We start from the raw sequence: 16,965 nt of genomic DNA, 5'->3' as shown, positions 1-16,965 counted from the left end.
GAGACTTTGACTTTCGTCAAAGATCCCTAAGCAGAGAGACTTTAATCTACGATTAAAGATCCCTATATTAGGTTAAGCCCTCGACCGATTAGTATTCGTCAGCTGCATGCATTGCTGCACTTCCACCTCGAACCTATCAACCTCGTCGTCTACAAGGGGTCTTACATACTGGGAAATCTCATCTTGAGGGGGGCTTCGCGCTTAGATGCTTTCAGCGCTTATCCCCTCCGTACATAGCTACCCAGCGATGCCTCTGGCGAGACAACTGGTACACCAGCGGTACGTCCATCCCGGTCCTCTCGTACTAAGGACAGCTCCTCTCAAATTTCCTACGCCCGCGACAGATAGGGACCGAACTGTCTCACGACGTTCTGAACCCAGCTCGCGTACCGCTTTAATGGGCGAACAGCCCAACCCTTGGGACCTACTTCAGCCCCAGGATGCGATGAGCCGACATCGAGGTGCCAAACCTCCCCGTCGATGTGGACTCTTGGGGGAGATAAGCCTGTTATCCCCAGGGTAGCTTTTATCCGTTGAGCGATGGCCCTTCCATTCGGTACCACCGGATCACTAAGTCCGACTTTCGTCCCTGCTCGACTTGTAGGTCTCGCAGTCAAGCTCCCTTATGCCTTTGCACTCTGCGAATGATTTCCAACCATTCTGAGGGAACCTTTAAACGCCTCCGTTACATTTTAGGAGGCGACCGCCCCAGTCAAACTGCCCACCTGACACTGTCCCCATACCGGTTCACGGTACCAGGTTAGAACTCCGATACGATCAGGGTGGTATCCCAACGGCGCCTCCACCCAAGCTGGCGCTCAGGCTTCAAAGGCTCCCACCTATCCTGTACAGATCGTACCAAAGTCCAATATCAAGCTGCAGTAAAGCTCCATGGGGTCTTTCCGTCTTGTCGCGGGTAACCTGCATCTTCACAGGTATTAAAATTTCACCGGATCTCTCGTTGAGACAGCGCCCAAGTCGTTACGCCATTCGTGCGGGTCAGAATTTACCTGACAAGGAATTTCGCTACCTTAGGACCGTTATAGTTACGGCCGCCGTTTACTGGGGCTTCAATTCATAGCTTCGGGTTGCCCCTAACCACTCCTCTTAACCTTCCAGCACCGGGCAGGCGTCAGCCCGTATACTTCGCCTTGCGGCTTCGCACAGACCTGTGTTTTTGCTAAACAGTCGCTTGGGCCTTTTCACTGCGGCCCCCTCGGGCTATTCACCCTACCGAGGCACCCCTTCTCCCGAAGTTACGGGGTCATTTTGCCGAGTTCCTTAACGAGAGTTCTTCCGCGCGCCTTAGAATTCTCTTCTCACCCACCTGTGTCGGTTTGCGGTACGGGCACCTTCGCCTGGCTAGAAGCTTTTCTTGGCAGTGTGAACTCATGACCTTCGGTACTTAAAGTTTCCCTCCCCATCACAGCCCAGCCTTACGATGTGCGGATTTGCCTACACATCAGCCTCACTGCTTGGACGAGCATCCATCAGCTCGCGTCACTATCCTTCTGCGTCACTCCATCGCTCATAACGGCTACGGTGGTACAGGAATTTCCACCTGTTGTCCATCGACTACGCCTTTCGGCCTCGCCTTAGGTCCCGACTTACCCTGAGCGGACGAGCCTTCCTCAGGAACCCTTAGGTTTTCGGCGGATCAGATTCTCACTGATCTTTTCGTTACTTATACCGGCATTCTCACTTGTATGCGCTCCACCTGTCCTTACGGTCAGAATTCAACGTACATACAACGCTCCCCTACCCATGCACATACGTGCAAGCCATAGCTTCGGTGGCGTGTTTAGCCCCGTTACATTTTCGGCGCAGAGTCACTCGACCAGTGAGCTATTACGCACTCTTTCAATGGTGGCTGCTTCTAAGCCAACATCCTGGTTGTCTGTGCAACTCCACATCCTTTCCCACTTAACACACACTTGGGGACCTTAGCTGATGGTCTGGGCTGTTTCCCTTTTGACAATGGATCTTAGCACTCACTGTCTGACTCCCGGATTTAAGTTTGTGGCATTCAGAGTTTGACTGGACTTGGTAACCCTTGGCGGGCCCCGCACCCAATCAGTGCTTTACCTCCACAACTCAACATCCGAGGCTAGCCCTAAAGCTATTTCGGGGAGAACCAGCTATCTCCGAGTTCGATTGGAATTTCTCCGCTACCCCCACCTCATCCCCGCATTTTTCAACATGCGTGGGTTCGGGCCTCCAGTGAGTGTTACCTCACCTTCACCCTGGACAGGGGTAGATCACACGGTTTCGGGTCTACGTCCACGTACTAAAGCGCCCTATTCAGACTCGCTTTCGCTGCGGCTCCGCCTTTTCAGCTTAACCTCGCACGGGAACGTAACTCGCCGGTTCATTCTACAAAAGGCACGCCATCACACATATAGAGTGCTCTGACTTTTTGTAAGCACACGGTTTCAGGTTCTTTTTCACTCCGCTTCCGCGGTGCTTTTCACCTTTCCCTCACGGTACTGCTTCACTATCGGTCACTAGGGAGTATTTAGCCTTGGCAGATGGTCCTGCCGGATTCCGACGGGGTTTCACGTGACCCGCCGTACTCAGGATACCTCTAGGGGTTTTGTTCGATTTTGGCTACAGGGCTTTTACCTTCTATGCCGAACCTTTCCAGATCGCTTCGCCTACCGAACTAACCCCACAACGAGGTCCTACAACCCCAAGGAGCAAGCTCCTTGGTTTGGGCTATTCCGCTTTCGCTCGCCGCTACTGACGGAATCACTTTTGTTTTCTTTTCCTCCAGGTACTTAGATGTTTCAGTTCCCTGGGTATGCCTTCAACTACCCTATGTATTCAGGTAGAGATAACTGCGCATTACCACAGCTGGGTTCCCCCATTCGGACATCCCCGGATCAAAGCCTGCTTACGGCTCCCCGAGGCATTTCGTCGTTCGCCACGTCCTTCTTCGGCTCCTAGTGCCTAGGCATCCTCCGTGTGCTCTTTCTAGCTTAACCTAGAAAAACATTTAAAGAATTTTGCGTAATTGTTACATTACACAACCTAAGTTCTTACTTTACGTTTTGTTTCGTTATCTAGTTTTCAAGGAACAAAAGTTGAAGGTAAATTCATCCTTCAAAACCGAACACGAGTGAGTAAGCGATTGTGTGCTTTCGCACTTGACTGGATCTATCAGATCCGAGTCTCCATAGAAAGGAGGTGATCCAGCCGCACCTTCCGATACGGCTACCTTGTTACGACTTCACCCCAATCATCTACCCCACCTTCGGCGGCTGGCTCCCTTGCGGGTTACCCCACCGACTTCGGGTGTTGTAAACTCTCGTGGTGTGACGGGCGGTGTGTACAAGACCCGGGAACGTATTCACCGCGGCATGCTGATCCGCGATTACTAGCAATTCCGACTTCATGCAGGCGAGTTGCAGCCTGCAATCCGAACTGAGATCGGCTTTTAAGGATTGGCTCCACCTCGCGGCTTCGCTTCCCGTTGTACCGACCATTGTAGTACGTGTGTAGCCCAGGTCATAAGGGGCATGATGATTTGACGTCATCCCCACCTTCCTCCGGTTTGTCACCGGCAGTCATCTTAGAGTGCCCACCCAAAGTGCTGGCAACTAAGATCAAGGGTTGCGCTCGTTGCGGGACTTAACCCAACATCTCACGACACGAGCTGACGACAACCATGCACCACCTGTCTTGGGTGCTCCGAAGAGGGGCACTATCTCTAGTGCTTACACCCAGATGTCAAGACCTGGTAAGGTTCTTCGCGTTGCTTCGAATTAAACCACATACTCCACTGCTTGTGCGGGTCCCCGTCAATTCCTTTGAGTTTCACTCTTGCGAGCGTACTCCCCAGGCGGCATACTTACTGTGTTAACTTCGGCACCGAGGAATCGAATCCCCAACACCTAGTATGCATCGTTTACGGCGTGGACTACCAGGGTATCTAATCCTGTTTGCTCCCCACGCTTTCGCGCCTCAGCGTCAGTTATAGGCCAGAAAGTCGCCTTCGCCACTGGTGTTCCTCCACATCTCTACGCATTTCACCGCTACACGTGGAATTCCACTTTCCTCTCCTACACTCAAGTCAACCAGTTTTGGATGCGAACCGGGGTTGAGCCCCGGGCTTAAACACCCAACTTAATTGACCGCCTGCGCGCGCTTTACGCCCAATAATTCCGGACAACGCTTGCCCCCTACGTATTACCGCGGCTGCTGGCACGTAGTTAGCCGGGGCTTTCTTCTCCTATACCGTCACACAAAGAGCAGTTACTCTCCTTGCTGTTCGTCTAGGGCAACAGAGCTTTACGATCCGAAAACCTTCATCACTCACGCGGCGTTGCTCCGTCAGACTTGCGTCCATTGCGGAAGATTCCCTACTGCTGCCTCCCGTAGGAGTCTGGGCCGTGTCTCAGTCCCAGTGTGGCCGTTCACCCTCTCAGGTCGGCTACGCATCGTCGCCTTGGTGAGCCGTTACCTCACCAACTAGCTAATGCGCCGCAGGCCCATCTATAAGCCACAGATTGCTCCGTGTTTCATAATTCTCTCATGCGAGAAAACCAGTTATCCGGTCTTAGCTATCGTTTCCGATAGTTATCCCGATCTTATAGGCAGGTTACCTACGTGTTACTCACCCGTCCGCCGCTAGCTTATCCCGAAGGATAAACCCGCTCGACTTGCATGTATTAGGCACGCCGCCAGCGTTCGTCCTGAGCCAGGATCAAACTCTCCATAATAGTAAAACTATTTTGAAAGCTTAATTGCTCATTTGCGTTGCTAGCGAGATTTTGCAATCTCTTTTTGAACGATTTCTCGTTCGTGCTTACTCACTCGTTGTTCAGTTTTCAAAGATCAATTTCTTTCATTTTTCCGTTCTGCTCTCGCGACCGGATTTATAATATAGCATAATAGCCTAACTAAATGCAAGCTTTATTTTTACTTTTTTCGATAAAAATTTCAGCTCGTTTTAGCCGGATCAATAATATATCATGGAAACTTGGATAATTCAACACCTATTCGACATTTTTTTATCAAGGTTCGCGATTAAGCACTTGCTCTACAAGTTCTTGTTCAAAACGTTCCTTGAGTGAATCATTGCTAGGCCCTACGACCAAACCAATCTCTTTGAATTCGCGGATCATATTTTGAATTTCCTCGAGATTGCCCCCTTGCGCGTATTGCTCTGTTCGTTCAATAACATGGTAAGCAATAGCTTGGTAAGCATCGGTAAAGCTTTGATCCATATTTGCGGCACTTCTATAATCAGCGTAATACCTTTTGAATGTCTCCATTAGCGTTTCGTTCATAAAAATTCACTCCTTTCAAGATAAAGGACAGTTTCCCTCAACAAAAGGAAGATTATACAGCAAAAAAGCACAATAGCTCCCCGCTGTTAAAAGCAAGGAGCCAATTGCGACTATTTAACCTTTTTCTATATCTTTCGGGTGTTACTTATCTTATTTGATGTCAATAGAAGTAACAACTTGGTTTTGGCCTTTCAGTTCAACCTGATGACCTTGGATAAATACAGTCCGATCACCGTTTAGCAAAACATTGTCTGCAACGTTATAGTCGGCACTTTGTCCATCGGTATTACGGATAATTGTAATTGTAGCAATCTTACCTTGCGTATTAAGGGTAGTTTTGATTAATGTACCCAAAACATCGAAGGATTGGTTAACATCAGCCAATTTCGTTACTTCAACGAATACAACCAAATTATTGAAAGAACGAACTTTCACTTCATCGCCAACTTGAATAGCGGAAGCTGGAACTTTCACACCATTACGCAAAATGAATGCATCTGGGTGAAGAACGTATTGCGTAGTAACACCTGCTTTAGTAACTGGTAGTACATTGTTGTAAACTGCGCCGCTCACTGAACCTGCGATTGCATTTTGCTCATCTGGAAGTTGGCTGCTCGTACGATCCAATAATGCTGCCAATTGAGCACGTGTTACATTTTGCCCAGGTCTAAATGTGTTGTCCTCGAAGCCATCAACCAATTTCTTCTCAATCGCTTCTTCGATATAACCTACAGAACCTGCTGGGATTTTGTTCGCATCTTTAAACATTAGGGTTGTGTTCATTTTCGTTCTAGCTTCTGCATCCAACTTCAAAGCTTTGACCAACAGCGTCGTCGCCCACAAGCGGTTTGCTTCTTCTTGCGGCTTAACAGAATCATCGTTTACCGAGAACAAATCGTTCTCAAGTGCTACAGCTACATACCCTACAGCCCATGAAGGAATTTTGTCAGCGTCTTTGAAGTTCAGCTTTGTTTGCATTTCTGCAGCGGATTCCGCTTTATCACGCAATCCCATCAAACGAACGGCAGCCGTGATAGCCTCAATGCGGGAAACGGAGTTATCCGGTCTGAATGATCCGTCTTCGTATCCTTCGAATACTTTTTTGGATGCCAAACTTGCTATGTAACGCAGTGCCCATTCTGCACTTTTCATATCGTTGAAGTTCAGATTGATATTGATATTTGTTTTCACATTAAAATTTTGATTATATTGATTTTTGTTGCCATTACCGCGATCATCACGGTCACGATCATGATCATTCCCTTTGGCAAACGCTGCAGAAGCGCCACCCATTACCATTGTAAATACAAGACCAGTTGCTACAAATTTCTTCATAAGATTCTTCTTCATTCAAATTCGCTCCCTTATTCATATAGTTAGTTTTATTAAGTTGTGTGGAGCCTTCGCGAAGGGTTCCTGGTTATGCTACAAGAATTCGCCCATTCGATTATCTTTTTGGGGGTGGACATGAAAATCTTTTATATCAACCTATTTCTGAGTCTGTTAAATCAACTATGAAACTGCTAAACTTAAACCATATCAGACTATCATTAAAGGAGTTTACACATGCGTTTACGGAATCCGCGAGTTCAACTTATTATTGCTCTAGCCGTTCTGCTTATTGTTTTGTTCGCATTTTCGTATAACAAGATTTGGCCTAAACAAGGGAACACTGAACCGAATGTTTCAGCATCAACCATCAAGCATCCAAGCACTCCAATCGTGAGCGCTGACCCCACGTCACCTCTTGTCGCAACCAATAATGAGAGTGTTAATACATATCCTACTGAACACATCGATGTCGTTGTGATCGGCAGTGAGCTCGAAGGTCTTTACCTAGCCAGAGCTGCAGCAGATGAAGGCTTGAAGGTTAAAGTACTGGATCCTCATAAAGCTTTTGGAGGTCAGATTCTCCAAAGTCAAATGCTATTTCTCGATGAAACCCGCGACGATCAAGGACATTTACTTGTACAGGGTCGTGTCAAAGAATTATTTGACGGTTTCCGAAATGCCAAAATTCGTAAGCTTCCTGAATTCACTACATATATGAATAAATTAATGAAAGACATTCCTTTGGAATCTGGCATTGTCATTAATGAGATTGAACAAACAAATACACCTGATCATATGAACAAAATCTCTTCTATCGTTTACAGTACGGAGCAGAATGAAAAAAAGAAAATTACAGCCTCCTATTGGGTCGACAACAGTGATTACGCGGCGTTAATCAGTCGATTGGATGCCAAGCGATTGCCAGGACTTGAGAAGTTCTATGGTCAAAAAGAGATCGAGTATATGAGCGCCGGTATGATGATGAAGTTCAAAAATGTCGACTGGAAAAAGTTTAATACCGCATTTAATCTATTAAAACCGGAAGAGAAATCGAAGCAATTCGGTGGCGGTTATGTAAGTGATAGCTTCGCTATTGGGCTAAGCGGAATGACTAAGGCCTATCATCCTACCAATGATCGAGTCTTCCTAAGAGGATTGAATGCGGTAAATCAACGGGATGGGGAAGTACTAATTAACGCCCTTCTTGTTTATACCGTGGATCCTTCTAAACCTGAATCCATCCAAGAGGCTGTTAGCCTGGGTAATAAAGAAACACCTTTGATTCTCAATCACTTCCGTAAAACGTTACCGGGTTGGGAACATGCTGAATTAGGCGAACTTCCTACGTATCCCTATGTCCGAGAATATAATCATTATGAAATGGACTATGTTTTAAAACCATCTGATCTCCTATCAGGCACGATGTTCTGGGATAATGTCAGTATTGGCGGGTATCCGCTTGATTTACAGGGCACAAGTGCTAACAAGTGGGGGATTGAAATGGGGCGTCCGGATAAATACGGCATGCCGCTGCGCAGCTTTTTGCTAAAAAATTATGATAATGTCATCGCGGCCGGAAAAAATGTAGGTTCATCGGCTATCGCCTATGGAAGCACAAGAATTCAACCGAACACGAGTCTTGCCGCGGAGTCTATCGGAGTTATATTAGGTCAACTGCATGGCAAGCAAAAGCTCAGGGAAATCACTCCCGATGAAATGGCCAAACTCCAGCAGTACTTAGCTCTTCACTATCAAATCAAACTTACTGGTGTAGTAGGTACGAATAAAATTACCGGTTGGAACGAGGAAGAAATTAGAAAGCTAGACTCTGGAGAAATTACGTATCCTAGTTATAGTAAAACTAGAAAAAAACCTGCTGTTAAATAACAGTTAACTAATCAGATAAATGATGAGTAAACCGTGCTTTCGCTCCTTGAGCGAATACGCGGTTTTTTTATGCAGAATAGCGTTAAATTTTACGAAAACAAAATAGTTGATAAGAATGCATATCCCGCATTATAATAAGTCATATACTTATGATCACTTATAATCACTTAAGCGAAAGGAGTGAAAATACTTGTTCCAAGAAGAAAGACTTATTTCAATCGTCGAATACTTAAAATCAAATAAGCGAATTACCGTTGATCTCATTTGTGAGCTCTATGATGTTTCACGGGACACTGCTAGACGTGACATGGTTAAGCTCGAAGAGCAAGGGACTATCGTTCGAACGCGCGGCGGTGCCATCCTTCCTACCCTTTCCAAAGAAGTTGGCGATTATGATCAAAGGCTGCAAGCAGAGTCTTCTTCGAAGCTAACGATTGGCAAGACAAGCTGCGGCACTCGTTCAAGATGGCGATTATATCATGATGGATGCCTCGACCACAGTCCTTCATGCAGCCACCCTACTTAGCTCCAAACAGAATATCGTCGTGACAAGTTCAATTGAAATTGCTGCTATTCTCACTCGTAAAGATGAAACAACAATCCATATCCTTGGCGGTGTACTGGATAACAAGCACCATAGTGTATACGGAGCGAAAGCGATCGAGATGTTAAATGACTATCATGTTGATAAGCTGCTCATCGGAACTTGCGGAATTACAGAAGAAGGGCTGTCAGACTCCAAACGAAGAGGATTGTTATTTGGTGAGAGCCATGATGCAGCATGCGGACCAAGTTATTGTACTTGCGGATCATTCCAAATTCGGAAAGCGATTATTCCATCGCGTAGTAGGGTTCGAGAGTATCGACATCCTCGTAACGGATCAAGCATTAAGCCCTGAGATGAAAGAGAAATTACTTGCATGTGATGTGGAAATCGTATTAGCAGGAGGAGAAGACCAAGATGATTAAACTTATCGTAAGTGATTTGGACGGAACATTACTTGATCATAGTAAAAAAGTCAGTTCACGAGAATTGGCTGCCTTAAAAAAAGTCAAAGAAGCCGGTATGATGCTTTGTTTGGCATCGGGAAGAATGAATATTGAAATGCAGATGGTTTTAGAGGAGATCGGCCATCGTGCCTATTCCGTATCACAGAATGGCGCGTTCATCCATTTGGAGGACGGTACATTTATGAAATCACAGCATTTTCAACCTAAATTGGCTTATCAATTGTACCAGATGCTTAAGGGATTTGATCTCGTCAAGCTCGTTTGCTCGGGTGAAGCGAATTATATCACGCATTTGACTCCTGCATCCGATGAAGTGCAATCCCGAACCTTCCAGCCTTTTATTATAAAAGAAGATATGGAGCAGTCTTTGGAAGGGGACTTTGCTGTTTGTAAGTTCTCGATGTTTGGAGAAATAGAAACTCTCTTAAAGCTTAAGGCTCTATTGGAGGAAAAGCTTGGGGATCAGCTGGAGTTGTTCATTTCTGATAAAGATTGTCTGGATATTATGCCTCGCTCTGTTTCAAAGGGCAGCTCTTTGCTTGTTCTTATGGAGAAATTGGGCTTGAAGTCAGAAGAGGTGGCCTGTTTCGGGGACTCTTTCAACGATGTATCCATGTTCGGCATCACTCCTCATAGTTTTGCTATGAAAGGGGCTCATCCCGAGGTCAAACAAAAAGCAATTTACCACGTAGATTCTGTGGCCGAAGCCATTGGTCATGTATTTGCCTATAACGAGGAATTTGCTTTAGAGCAAAAAGGAAGCACGGCCTTATGAAAAGACTACTTACTATGGCCTGCTTGTCATACTTATTGACCGGCTGCACCCACGTTATTTTCGGAGCTGTATTGCCCGAATTACTCGCTCATTACGGAAGAAGTTACAGTGACGGGGGACTACTCGTATTCATGGAATTTGGAGGCTTCCTTCTAGGTGTGCTCTGTATGCCAGCTCTGATTCGTCGGATCAGTCGCAGGAGTACCATTACGACCGCTTTTGCTCTTCTCTTCTTCGCAATGCTCGCCATCGTTCTCTTGCCTCCTTGGCCGATCGCGGTTTGTCTGTCCTTCATCGCCGGGGTTGCTTTCGGACTCGTTGAGTCCAGCATCAGCACCTTCGTATTAATTGCAGCCAAAGATCAACAAGCGATTGCCTTCAGCAAGCTAGAGGTTTTCTTCGGACTTGGGGCATTATTTATGCCCATAGTGTCAAGCATCCTGATTGCCAATGGTTTATGGAAATACGGATTTATGTTATTGGGATTAAGCGCACTCATTGCATGTATCGTCTGGTCGAAGCTTTCCTTAGGCGAGCATGATGAGCTGTTGGCTCATAAAGCGGATCGCTCGCAGCAGACTGAGAAACTCCCTGTACTTACTAAGAGCTCCTTGACGTTTCTTTGTTTACTCATGATTGTTTTCTTCTTATATGTAGGAATGGAAAATACCATCGTTAATTTCTTGCCGTCGATCTTTACCGATCAATTACATGCTTCCAGTTCTGTTTCATCACTTGCCGTAACGGCCTATTGGTTAGCTATGGTTGTAGGCCGGCTATTCGCAGGTGTTGTTGCCGAGAAAATGAATTATTTCCGTTATTTGGCGGTCTCTTTTGCAGGCAGTCTGCTCACCGTACTTATCTGGGTGTTTAGCACGAATCTATGGAGCAGCTTCGCCGTTGTACTATTACTTGGATTGTTCATGTCCGGTATGTTCGCAGTAGCTCTCATTTATGCCAATCAACTGCTTCCAGGCCGTACGGAGCAAACGACGAGTACACTAATCGCAGCAGGTGGCTTAGGAGGCTCTATTCTTCCCTTAGGTGTCGGTTGGGGGATGGATCGCTTTGATGTTGGTGTATCCATTTGGTTTGTACTAATTGGCATGTGTGTCGTATTAGGTATCATTTTATATTCTCGAAGATGGCACGTTCAGACCTCACAGTCTGTATGAAGTAAAAAAAAGCTGAAATCCTTCATGGATTCAGCTTTTTCTATGTTATCGCAGCGGTTTTAATTGGATGATCATGGCTTTTTCCTCGAATAATACGTTCCTTACACCAATTAGTTTTGGCAAATGATCTTCAATAGGAAGTTCAATAGGCGCAAGTTGAACCCATTCGCTTGGTACTTGCATGCCTTTAACACTCGTATTTCTATGTTGAATGACTAAATTCGGCGGGTTCCAAGCAAGGGTGAACATCATTTGGGCACCTATAGGTATCTTCTCCCGCCACCTCACATTGACGTCAGCGACAAGGTTTGAACCATGAAGTGTAAGCTTTGCCCCTTCAATTCGAAAATCGTTAGGCAGAACCTGATGGGCAGCTAGCTGCTTCTTTACCACATCATTAAGGTCTTCCTCGGTTAGCTGTACTTCAAGCTTCCGGTTCTTGACAATGTCCGCAATCTTACTGCCGATCGTGATTTCTTTGTAATCTAGGTTTAAAGCTTCGGTTGGTTTAACATGCCGAACGGCGATCGCAAGTGCAGCCGTAAGGATGATGACCACAACTATGGCGAAAATGAAAAATTTTTTCAGCACGTTTCACACCCCGCAGATGACACTTGTTGTTGCCCTCGAAGATAGGGCTACTCTTTGTTCTGCTGCTTTTCTTTGAGCCAGCGAGGAGCGCCCTTGCTCTTGCGATCTCGCTCGCGTTGGGCTTTACTCACGGTCTTGCCACCGGCAGCCGTGTTCGTGTTCGCCTGCGCCGCCGGCTTCGCCGGGGCAGCGCTGCTCTGGCTGCGCGCGTCTGGCATCGCGGCGCTAGTGCGCACCGCGCCCGCTGGCGCGGCTGCATCCCGCGCGCCGGCGGAGCTGCGCGTAGATGCTGCGCCGCTCGGGCGCGCAGCTTCGCGGCGGCTGCGCATCGTCGCCGCACTGCGGTCCTGGGCCGGGTCGACGAGCCGGCCCTCGAACATCGCCTTCGGCGCGATCGTGATGCCGAACTGCTTCTCGAATTTCTCGAGAATGAACTGCTCCTTCGGCGTCACAATAGAGATGGTCGTGCCCTCGCGGCCCATCCGACCGGTCCTGCCCACGCGGTGGAGATAATACTCCGCGTTAGTCGCAGGATCCAAGTGGAAGACGTGGGTCACGCCTTCAATATCCAGTCCTCTTGCAGCAACGTCCGTTGCAAGCAGCAATTGAAATTTCCCATCCCGGAAATTCCCCATCACTCTGGCCCGATCCTGTTTGCTAGCTTCTCCGTACAAGGCTTCAACAGATAGACCAACGTACTGGAGTTTGCCCACCACTTGGGCAATATCGTCCGTAACGTTGATAAACACAATAGCTGATTTAGGCTTAATCAGACGCACAAGTCTTCTTAGTGTATCAATCTTTTCCCGCTCCTGACACACTACATACATGTGTTCCAATGTTTCAGCTGTGCGTTGACTCGGATTGATTTTGATAATCACAGGATCTTTGAGCCATCTCCCTGCAGCTTGCTCGGTGCTTTGCGGGATCGTCGCGGAAACAAACACCATCTGACTGGACTTAAGCATACCTTTAAGGACGGCTTCAACATCCTGCATGGAACCTAACTCAAACACTTGGTCTACTTCATCAACAATACCCATTTTCACATGATGCAACGTTAGCTTCTTAATTTTCATAAGTTCAAGCAAGCGACCCGGCGTACCCACAACAATATGAGGGTGAAGTCGAAGCTTTTCTACTTGTCGAACAATGGCCGCTCCACCGATAAGAGATTGAGAACGAATCGGTCCTCCCTCTGTGAACTTCTCAATTTCCTGCATGATTTGCATACCAAGCTCCCTGGTGGGAACGACAACAAGCACCTGCAGTTGTTTTTGTGTAGGATCGATCCGTTCCAATGCTGGGAGTAAATAGGCTAATGTTTTACCTGTACCCGTTTGTGATTGAATGATGGCATCTTTCCCTTGCTTTAAAACAGGAATACCTTCCGCTTGAATCGGTGTTGGCTCACCCATCCCTAATTCTTGCAATTTATCTAAATAGGACTGCGCGATCTGCAGTTGTTCAAAGCTTGTACTCAATTTACGAAAACCCCTTTTCTCATCCAATCTAATGTCCCTATTATATGCCACGCCGTAAAACGATACAAATCGACAACCATTAAAAGCAGAAATAAGAGTCCTTAAGGACTCTTATCCGCCAGTTCCCCACTCTTCAAGCAGTCTCTGCTTAATCACATCACGTGCCCGGAACAAGCGTTGTCGAACAACTCCCTCCGTTACACCAAGCTCATTAGCCATATCTTTGTAAGATAAATTATGGATCCATTTCATCGCAATAATTTGTCTGTACGAGGGGCTAAGCTGATTGATGTAGGTGATAATAGCCTCACGCATTAGCTTCAGCTCTACTTCTTGGTCTAGTGGGACCAGATATTCAGATGTGGATGCCGCTTCCTTGATACTAATGAGCATGAGTTCAGCTTCCAGCTCATCTCGGTTGCGCTTGTGCTTACGAAGATGATTGAGTGTAACATTCCGAGTTAACTTCTTAACCCAGCTTTCATATTTATCAATTTCAGTCAATAAAGGCGCTTTACGAACAGCCCTAAGAAATGATTCCTGAATAATGTCTTCCACCGCCGCATGATCCCTCAATATGAAGTAGATCATGGGATATACGAGAAGATAGAACTCCTGGTATATCTGCTCCTGCACGCTTTTATCTAATGTATAAAAATCACTGCTGAATATCAGTCTCAGAGACTTCGAATTAAACGCCCCCTAGCCTACCAGGTAGAACCAACGTATTGTGTTCCTACCTTATTTTAGGTCATAAAACGGGAGTAAACAATAATAATAATTAAATTAAGTGGAAAAGAGTTCCTGCCTACTTCGTTTTAGCTTCTCATCGAGCCATGCAAAAACGTCATCCAGAGCCTTTTCATCCTCTTTTCGAGGAAATCGATGCTCAAGTCCTGCATATAGCGCCATCGTATAATCTTTGCCTGCTTGCTCCAAAGAATTAGCCAGTTTTCTTGCATGTCCGATATCCACTTGTGAATCCTTCGTTCCATGAATTATATAGATGGGCGAGTCAATTTCATTTGCCCAATAGGCTGGGGACCGATCGATGTAGGCCTCGGCTTGTTTCTTCGGATGTCCGACAACCCGTTTGAGCATCCGCCGCAAATCCACACGCTGCTCATAGGTATCCAACATGTCACTTACCCCTCCCCAAACGACAACAGGACCAACCCCGCTGCACTCTCGGGCTGCACGCATGGCCATAACAGCACCTCTGGAAAATCCGATCAATGGTACGGGACCTGGCAGTACTTCCTCTAAAGATTGCACCATTGGAATCGCATGAAACAAATCGAACCTGTCTTCCCCGCCAAAATCCTCACGTCCTTCACCACCTTCATTCCCCCGATAATAAGGAGCAAAGACGACGTAGCCGCGTTTAGCCATCGAAATAATTCTTCGTTTACGAACCATCCCTACGCGTTTAATACCGCCGCGGCAGTATATGACAGCAGGTCGTGGACTCGTTCCATCTGGAACGGCTAATAGGCCTTTCACTTTTAGGCCTTGACTAACATAAGTAAGGATATACAGCGATATATGCTTCACGAAGCAGCGAATTTGCTCTTTTCCTAGTAGTTGACCATCTCGGATATCATCTAGTGCTATGGACATGGTTCCCCCTATTTTGACAGTTGTCATATCATCATATAAACTAAACGTACTACACCTATTTTCCATCCGAAGGGATGAAACTATGAATACAGATTTTGAGAACGAATTTAATTCCTTAGTGTTCAAAACAGCTGAACTCATCACAGGCGATACTTCACCTGAAATGCTTGAGAAAATTAAGATCTGGGCCTTTTTTAATCATGTCCATAAGTCGCTGCCGGCACTAACCTCTCACTGGAATCAAACACATCCAGAAGGCAAAGCCGAAGTACGCCGTATTTTCGAAGAAATTCGAGAATTGAACCAGGCCTTACAAGCGGCCAAAAAGCCGGAACAGACTTAGAATCGTCCATCCATGAAAGAAAAAAAGCGGAATCCCAATCAATAACTGGGAGCCGCTTATTTTTTATTTAAAATGCCTGATGCCAAGCGGTCGAACATCCGCGGGAATAGATGAAATAATTTGATGCCCATACCAGCCACAAAAGGAAGGTCTTTCTCAGGAATATTTTTTTCGATCGCATGTAGGAGTTCTTTGACGACTTTCTCCGGTTTAAGCATAAACCAAGCCACATTTTTAACATAGTTACCGCTAGGGTCTGCTTTATCAAAGAAAGGTGTGGAGATAGGTCCCGGGTTTATCGCAGTTATTGAGATCCCAGTTCTATTTAGCTCCTGTCGCAAGCTGTTCGTGAAGCCCAACACTGCATGCTTAGTCGCGGAATAACCTGTAGATTTAGCCGAACCGATCTTACCCGCCATAGAAGCCACGTTCACGATATGACCGCTCCCTGCCTTTAACATATAGGGCAATACAGCTTGGGTACAGCGGACTAGGCCCATGTAATTTACATTCATCATTTCTTCAAAATGAGCAAGCGGCGCCTCCGTAAACGACTCAAAAATCCCGTACCCCGCGTTATTAATCAAAATATCAATGCGACCAAATTGGGCTATGATCTGTCCCACAACTTCATTAACTTTTTCTGTATTCGTGACATCCATCTCGTAAACGGCATGCTGCCCTTGCAAGCCTGAAGAAATTTCTTCAAGTTTAGCTGAACTGCGTGCTGTTAATATAGGAATGGCTCCTTTGACTGAGAATTGCTGTGCCATAACGGCCCCAATGCCGCTCGAAGCACCTGTTATCAAGACGATTTTGTTCGAAATGTTCAAACTTACCTTCTCCTCATTGCGTAGATTATATATAAAAAAATGGAGGTACCGCTTCAGCAGCACTCCAGTTCATTTTAACATATGTATCTGTAATAGGTCTCTTACGTGATTAATACTTGAATGTCCAGTTCGCCAATGTTATCCATGATCAAAGGTATGGTCAATGCTTTCTTCGGCACAAATCCTGCAGCCGTCGCAGATTGAACAATTTTGGGCGGTGTAATATCTACCCTAACCCCTTGATTGAAGAGCATCGTGCTTGCATTCCCACTAATCATATTCCCCAGCTCAGAGATGGCGCTCTTACCCATTTCATCCATTTCTGTAATAACAAATCCACCCATCATGGCAGAAACCATTTTCAAAGCAACATCCTCAGCTAAACCGAAAACAATATCGCCTTCCATCTGCCCGGTCATCCCGATTTGGATCCAGATATACTTTTCCACAAATTTGACGTCTTTGACGCCGAGCTGCCCCGTTGTTGGGCGAATGTTAGCAACTTGCTCGATGACAATTCTAGCCGACTCCAAAAAGGGATTAATGTACTCAGCCTTCATAGCTCCGCTCCGATCTCATTTGTGAATAAGTTCCACAGAAAAACGACCTTTTTCAACATTATA

The 16,965-nt window shown here is 46.3% G+C and carries 14 protein-coding genes, 2 rRNA genes and 1 pseudogene; 7 read left to right on the top strand and 10 right to left on the bottom strand.

What is annotated here, in order from left to right:
- Positions 1-68: 68 nt before the first annotated feature.
- The 4 genes from ACBP55_RS08505 to ACBP55_RS08490 all read right to left on the bottom strand — a co-directional run bounded on the left by ACBP55_RS08505 (position 69) and on the right by ACBP55_RS08490 (position 6,641).
- Positions 69-2,984 (bottom strand): 23S ribosomal RNA (locus tag ACBP55_RS08505).
- 195 nt (positions 2,985-3,179) lie between these two features.
- Positions 3,180-4,721: ribosomal RNA gene (locus ACBP55_RS08500) — 16S ribosomal RNA — on the bottom strand.
- Together the 16S and 23S rRNA genes form the textbook arrangement of a ribosomal RNA operon.
- A 294-nt stretch (positions 4,722-5,015) precedes the next feature.
- The gene (locus ACBP55_RS08495; RefSeq protein ID WP_464650883.1) at positions 5,016-5,291 is read right to left on the bottom strand and encodes a hypothetical protein; all 276 of its coding nucleotides are present in this window, start codon (positions 5,289-5,291) and stop codon (positions 5,016-5,018) included.
- 150 nt (positions 5,292-5,441) lie between these two features.
- Positions 5,442-6,641: an S-layer homology domain-containing protein gene (locus ACBP55_RS08490; protein WP_464650882.1), complete on the bottom strand. Its 1,200-nt coding sequence runs from the start codon at positions 6,639-6,641 to the stop codon at positions 5,442-5,444.
- Between the two features lie 216 nt (positions 6,642-6,857).
- Here ACBP55_RS08490 and ACBP55_RS08485 point away from each other — a divergent pair, with 216 nt between their 5' ends.
- The 6 genes and pseudogenes from ACBP55_RS08485 (at position 6,858) to ACBP55_RS08460 (ending at position 11,471) form a co-directional block, all read left to right on the top strand.
- Positions 6,858-8,510, top strand: coding sequence for an FAD-dependent oxidoreductase (locus tag ACBP55_RS08485; protein ID WP_464650881.1), 1,653 nt, complete (start codon positions 6,858-6,860; stop codon positions 8,508-8,510).
- Positions 8,511-8,700: 190 nt separating this feature from the next.
- Positions 8,701-9,036, top strand: coding sequence for a DeoR family transcriptional regulator (locus ACBP55_RS08480; RefSeq protein ID WP_464650880.1), 336 nt, complete (start codon positions 8,701-8,703; stop codon positions 9,034-9,036).
- A pseudogene (locus ACBP55_RS08475) lies at positions 8,990-9,193 on the top strand (DeoR/GlpR transcriptional regulator); the annotation flags it as partial. The gene ACBP55_RS08480 and the pseudogene ACBP55_RS08475, both read left to right, overlap by 47 nt.
- Positions 9,183-9,479, top strand: coding sequence for a hypothetical protein (locus ACBP55_RS08470; RefSeq protein WP_464653264.1), 297 nt, complete (start codon positions 9,183-9,185; stop codon positions 9,477-9,479). The pseudogene ACBP55_RS08475 and the gene ACBP55_RS08470, both read left to right, overlap by 11 nt.
- The gene (locus ACBP55_RS08465) at positions 9,472-10,296 is read left to right on the top strand and encodes a Cof-type HAD-IIB family hydrolase (RefSeq protein WP_464650879.1); all 825 of its coding nucleotides are present in this window, start codon (positions 9,472-9,474) and stop codon (positions 10,294-10,296) included. The genes ACBP55_RS08470 and ACBP55_RS08465 overlap by 8 nt, the downstream gene beginning before the upstream one ends.
- Positions 10,293-11,471: an MFS transporter gene (locus ACBP55_RS08460; RefSeq protein ID WP_464650878.1), complete on the top strand. Its 1,179-nt coding sequence runs from the start codon at positions 10,293-10,295 to the stop codon at positions 11,469-11,471. The genes ACBP55_RS08465 and ACBP55_RS08460 overlap by 4 nt, the downstream gene beginning before the upstream one ends.
- Before the next feature lie 45 nt (positions 11,472-11,516).
- Here ACBP55_RS08460 and ACBP55_RS08455 read toward each other — a convergent pair whose 3' ends face one another.
- From ACBP55_RS08455 to ACBP55_RS08440, 4 genes are all read right to left on the bottom strand, one after another.
- Positions 11,517-12,062: a hypothetical protein gene (locus ACBP55_RS08455; protein ID WP_464650877.1), complete on the bottom strand. Its 546-nt coding sequence runs from the start codon at positions 12,060-12,062 to the stop codon at positions 11,517-11,519.
- Between the two features lie 47 nt (positions 12,063-12,109).
- Positions 12,110-13,546, bottom strand: a complete 1,437-nt coding sequence (locus ACBP55_RS08450; RefSeq protein ID WP_464650876.1) for a DEAD/DEAH box helicase — start codon at positions 13,544-13,546, stop codon at positions 12,110-12,112.
- Positions 13,547-13,657: 111 nt separating this feature from the next.
- A complete protein-coding gene (locus ACBP55_RS08445) occupies positions 13,658-14,182 on the bottom strand; it encodes an RNA polymerase sigma factor (protein ID WP_464650875.1) in 525 nt (174 codons plus the stop codon).
- 150 nt (positions 14,183-14,332) lie between these two features.
- Positions 14,333-15,166, bottom strand: a complete 834-nt coding sequence (locus ACBP55_RS08440; protein ID WP_464650874.1) for an alpha/beta hydrolase family protein — start codon at positions 15,164-15,166, stop codon at positions 14,333-14,335.
- Between the two features lie 82 nt (positions 15,167-15,248).
- Here ACBP55_RS08440 and ACBP55_RS08435 point away from each other — a divergent pair, with 82 nt between their 5' ends.
- Positions 15,249-15,509 carry a DUF2573 family protein gene (locus ACBP55_RS08435; RefSeq protein WP_029197400.1) on the top strand — a complete coding sequence of 87 codons (261 nt, stop codon included), beginning with the start codon at positions 15,249-15,251 and terminating at the stop codon, positions 15,507-15,509.
- 56 nt (positions 15,510-15,565) lie between these two features.
- Here ACBP55_RS08435 and ACBP55_RS08430 read toward each other — a convergent pair whose 3' ends face one another.
- Both ACBP55_RS08430 and ACBP55_RS08425 read right to left on the bottom strand, forming a co-directional pair.
- A complete protein-coding gene (locus ACBP55_RS08430) occupies positions 15,566-16,342 on the bottom strand; it encodes an SDR family NAD(P)-dependent oxidoreductase (RefSeq protein ID WP_464650873.1) in 777 nt (258 codons plus the stop codon).
- Between the two features lie 101 nt (positions 16,343-16,443).
- Entirely contained in the window at positions 16,444-16,902 is a 459-nt protein-coding gene (locus tag ACBP55_RS08425; protein ID WP_029197402.1) for a chemotaxis protein CheX, read from the bottom strand.
- Positions 16,903-16,965 lie beyond the last annotated feature (63 nt).

Source organism: Paenibacillus sp. WG02 (assembly GCF_055396115.1).
Note: the sequence above shows the minus strand (reverse complement) of the source record. Positions and strands in the feature narration are given on the sequence as shown.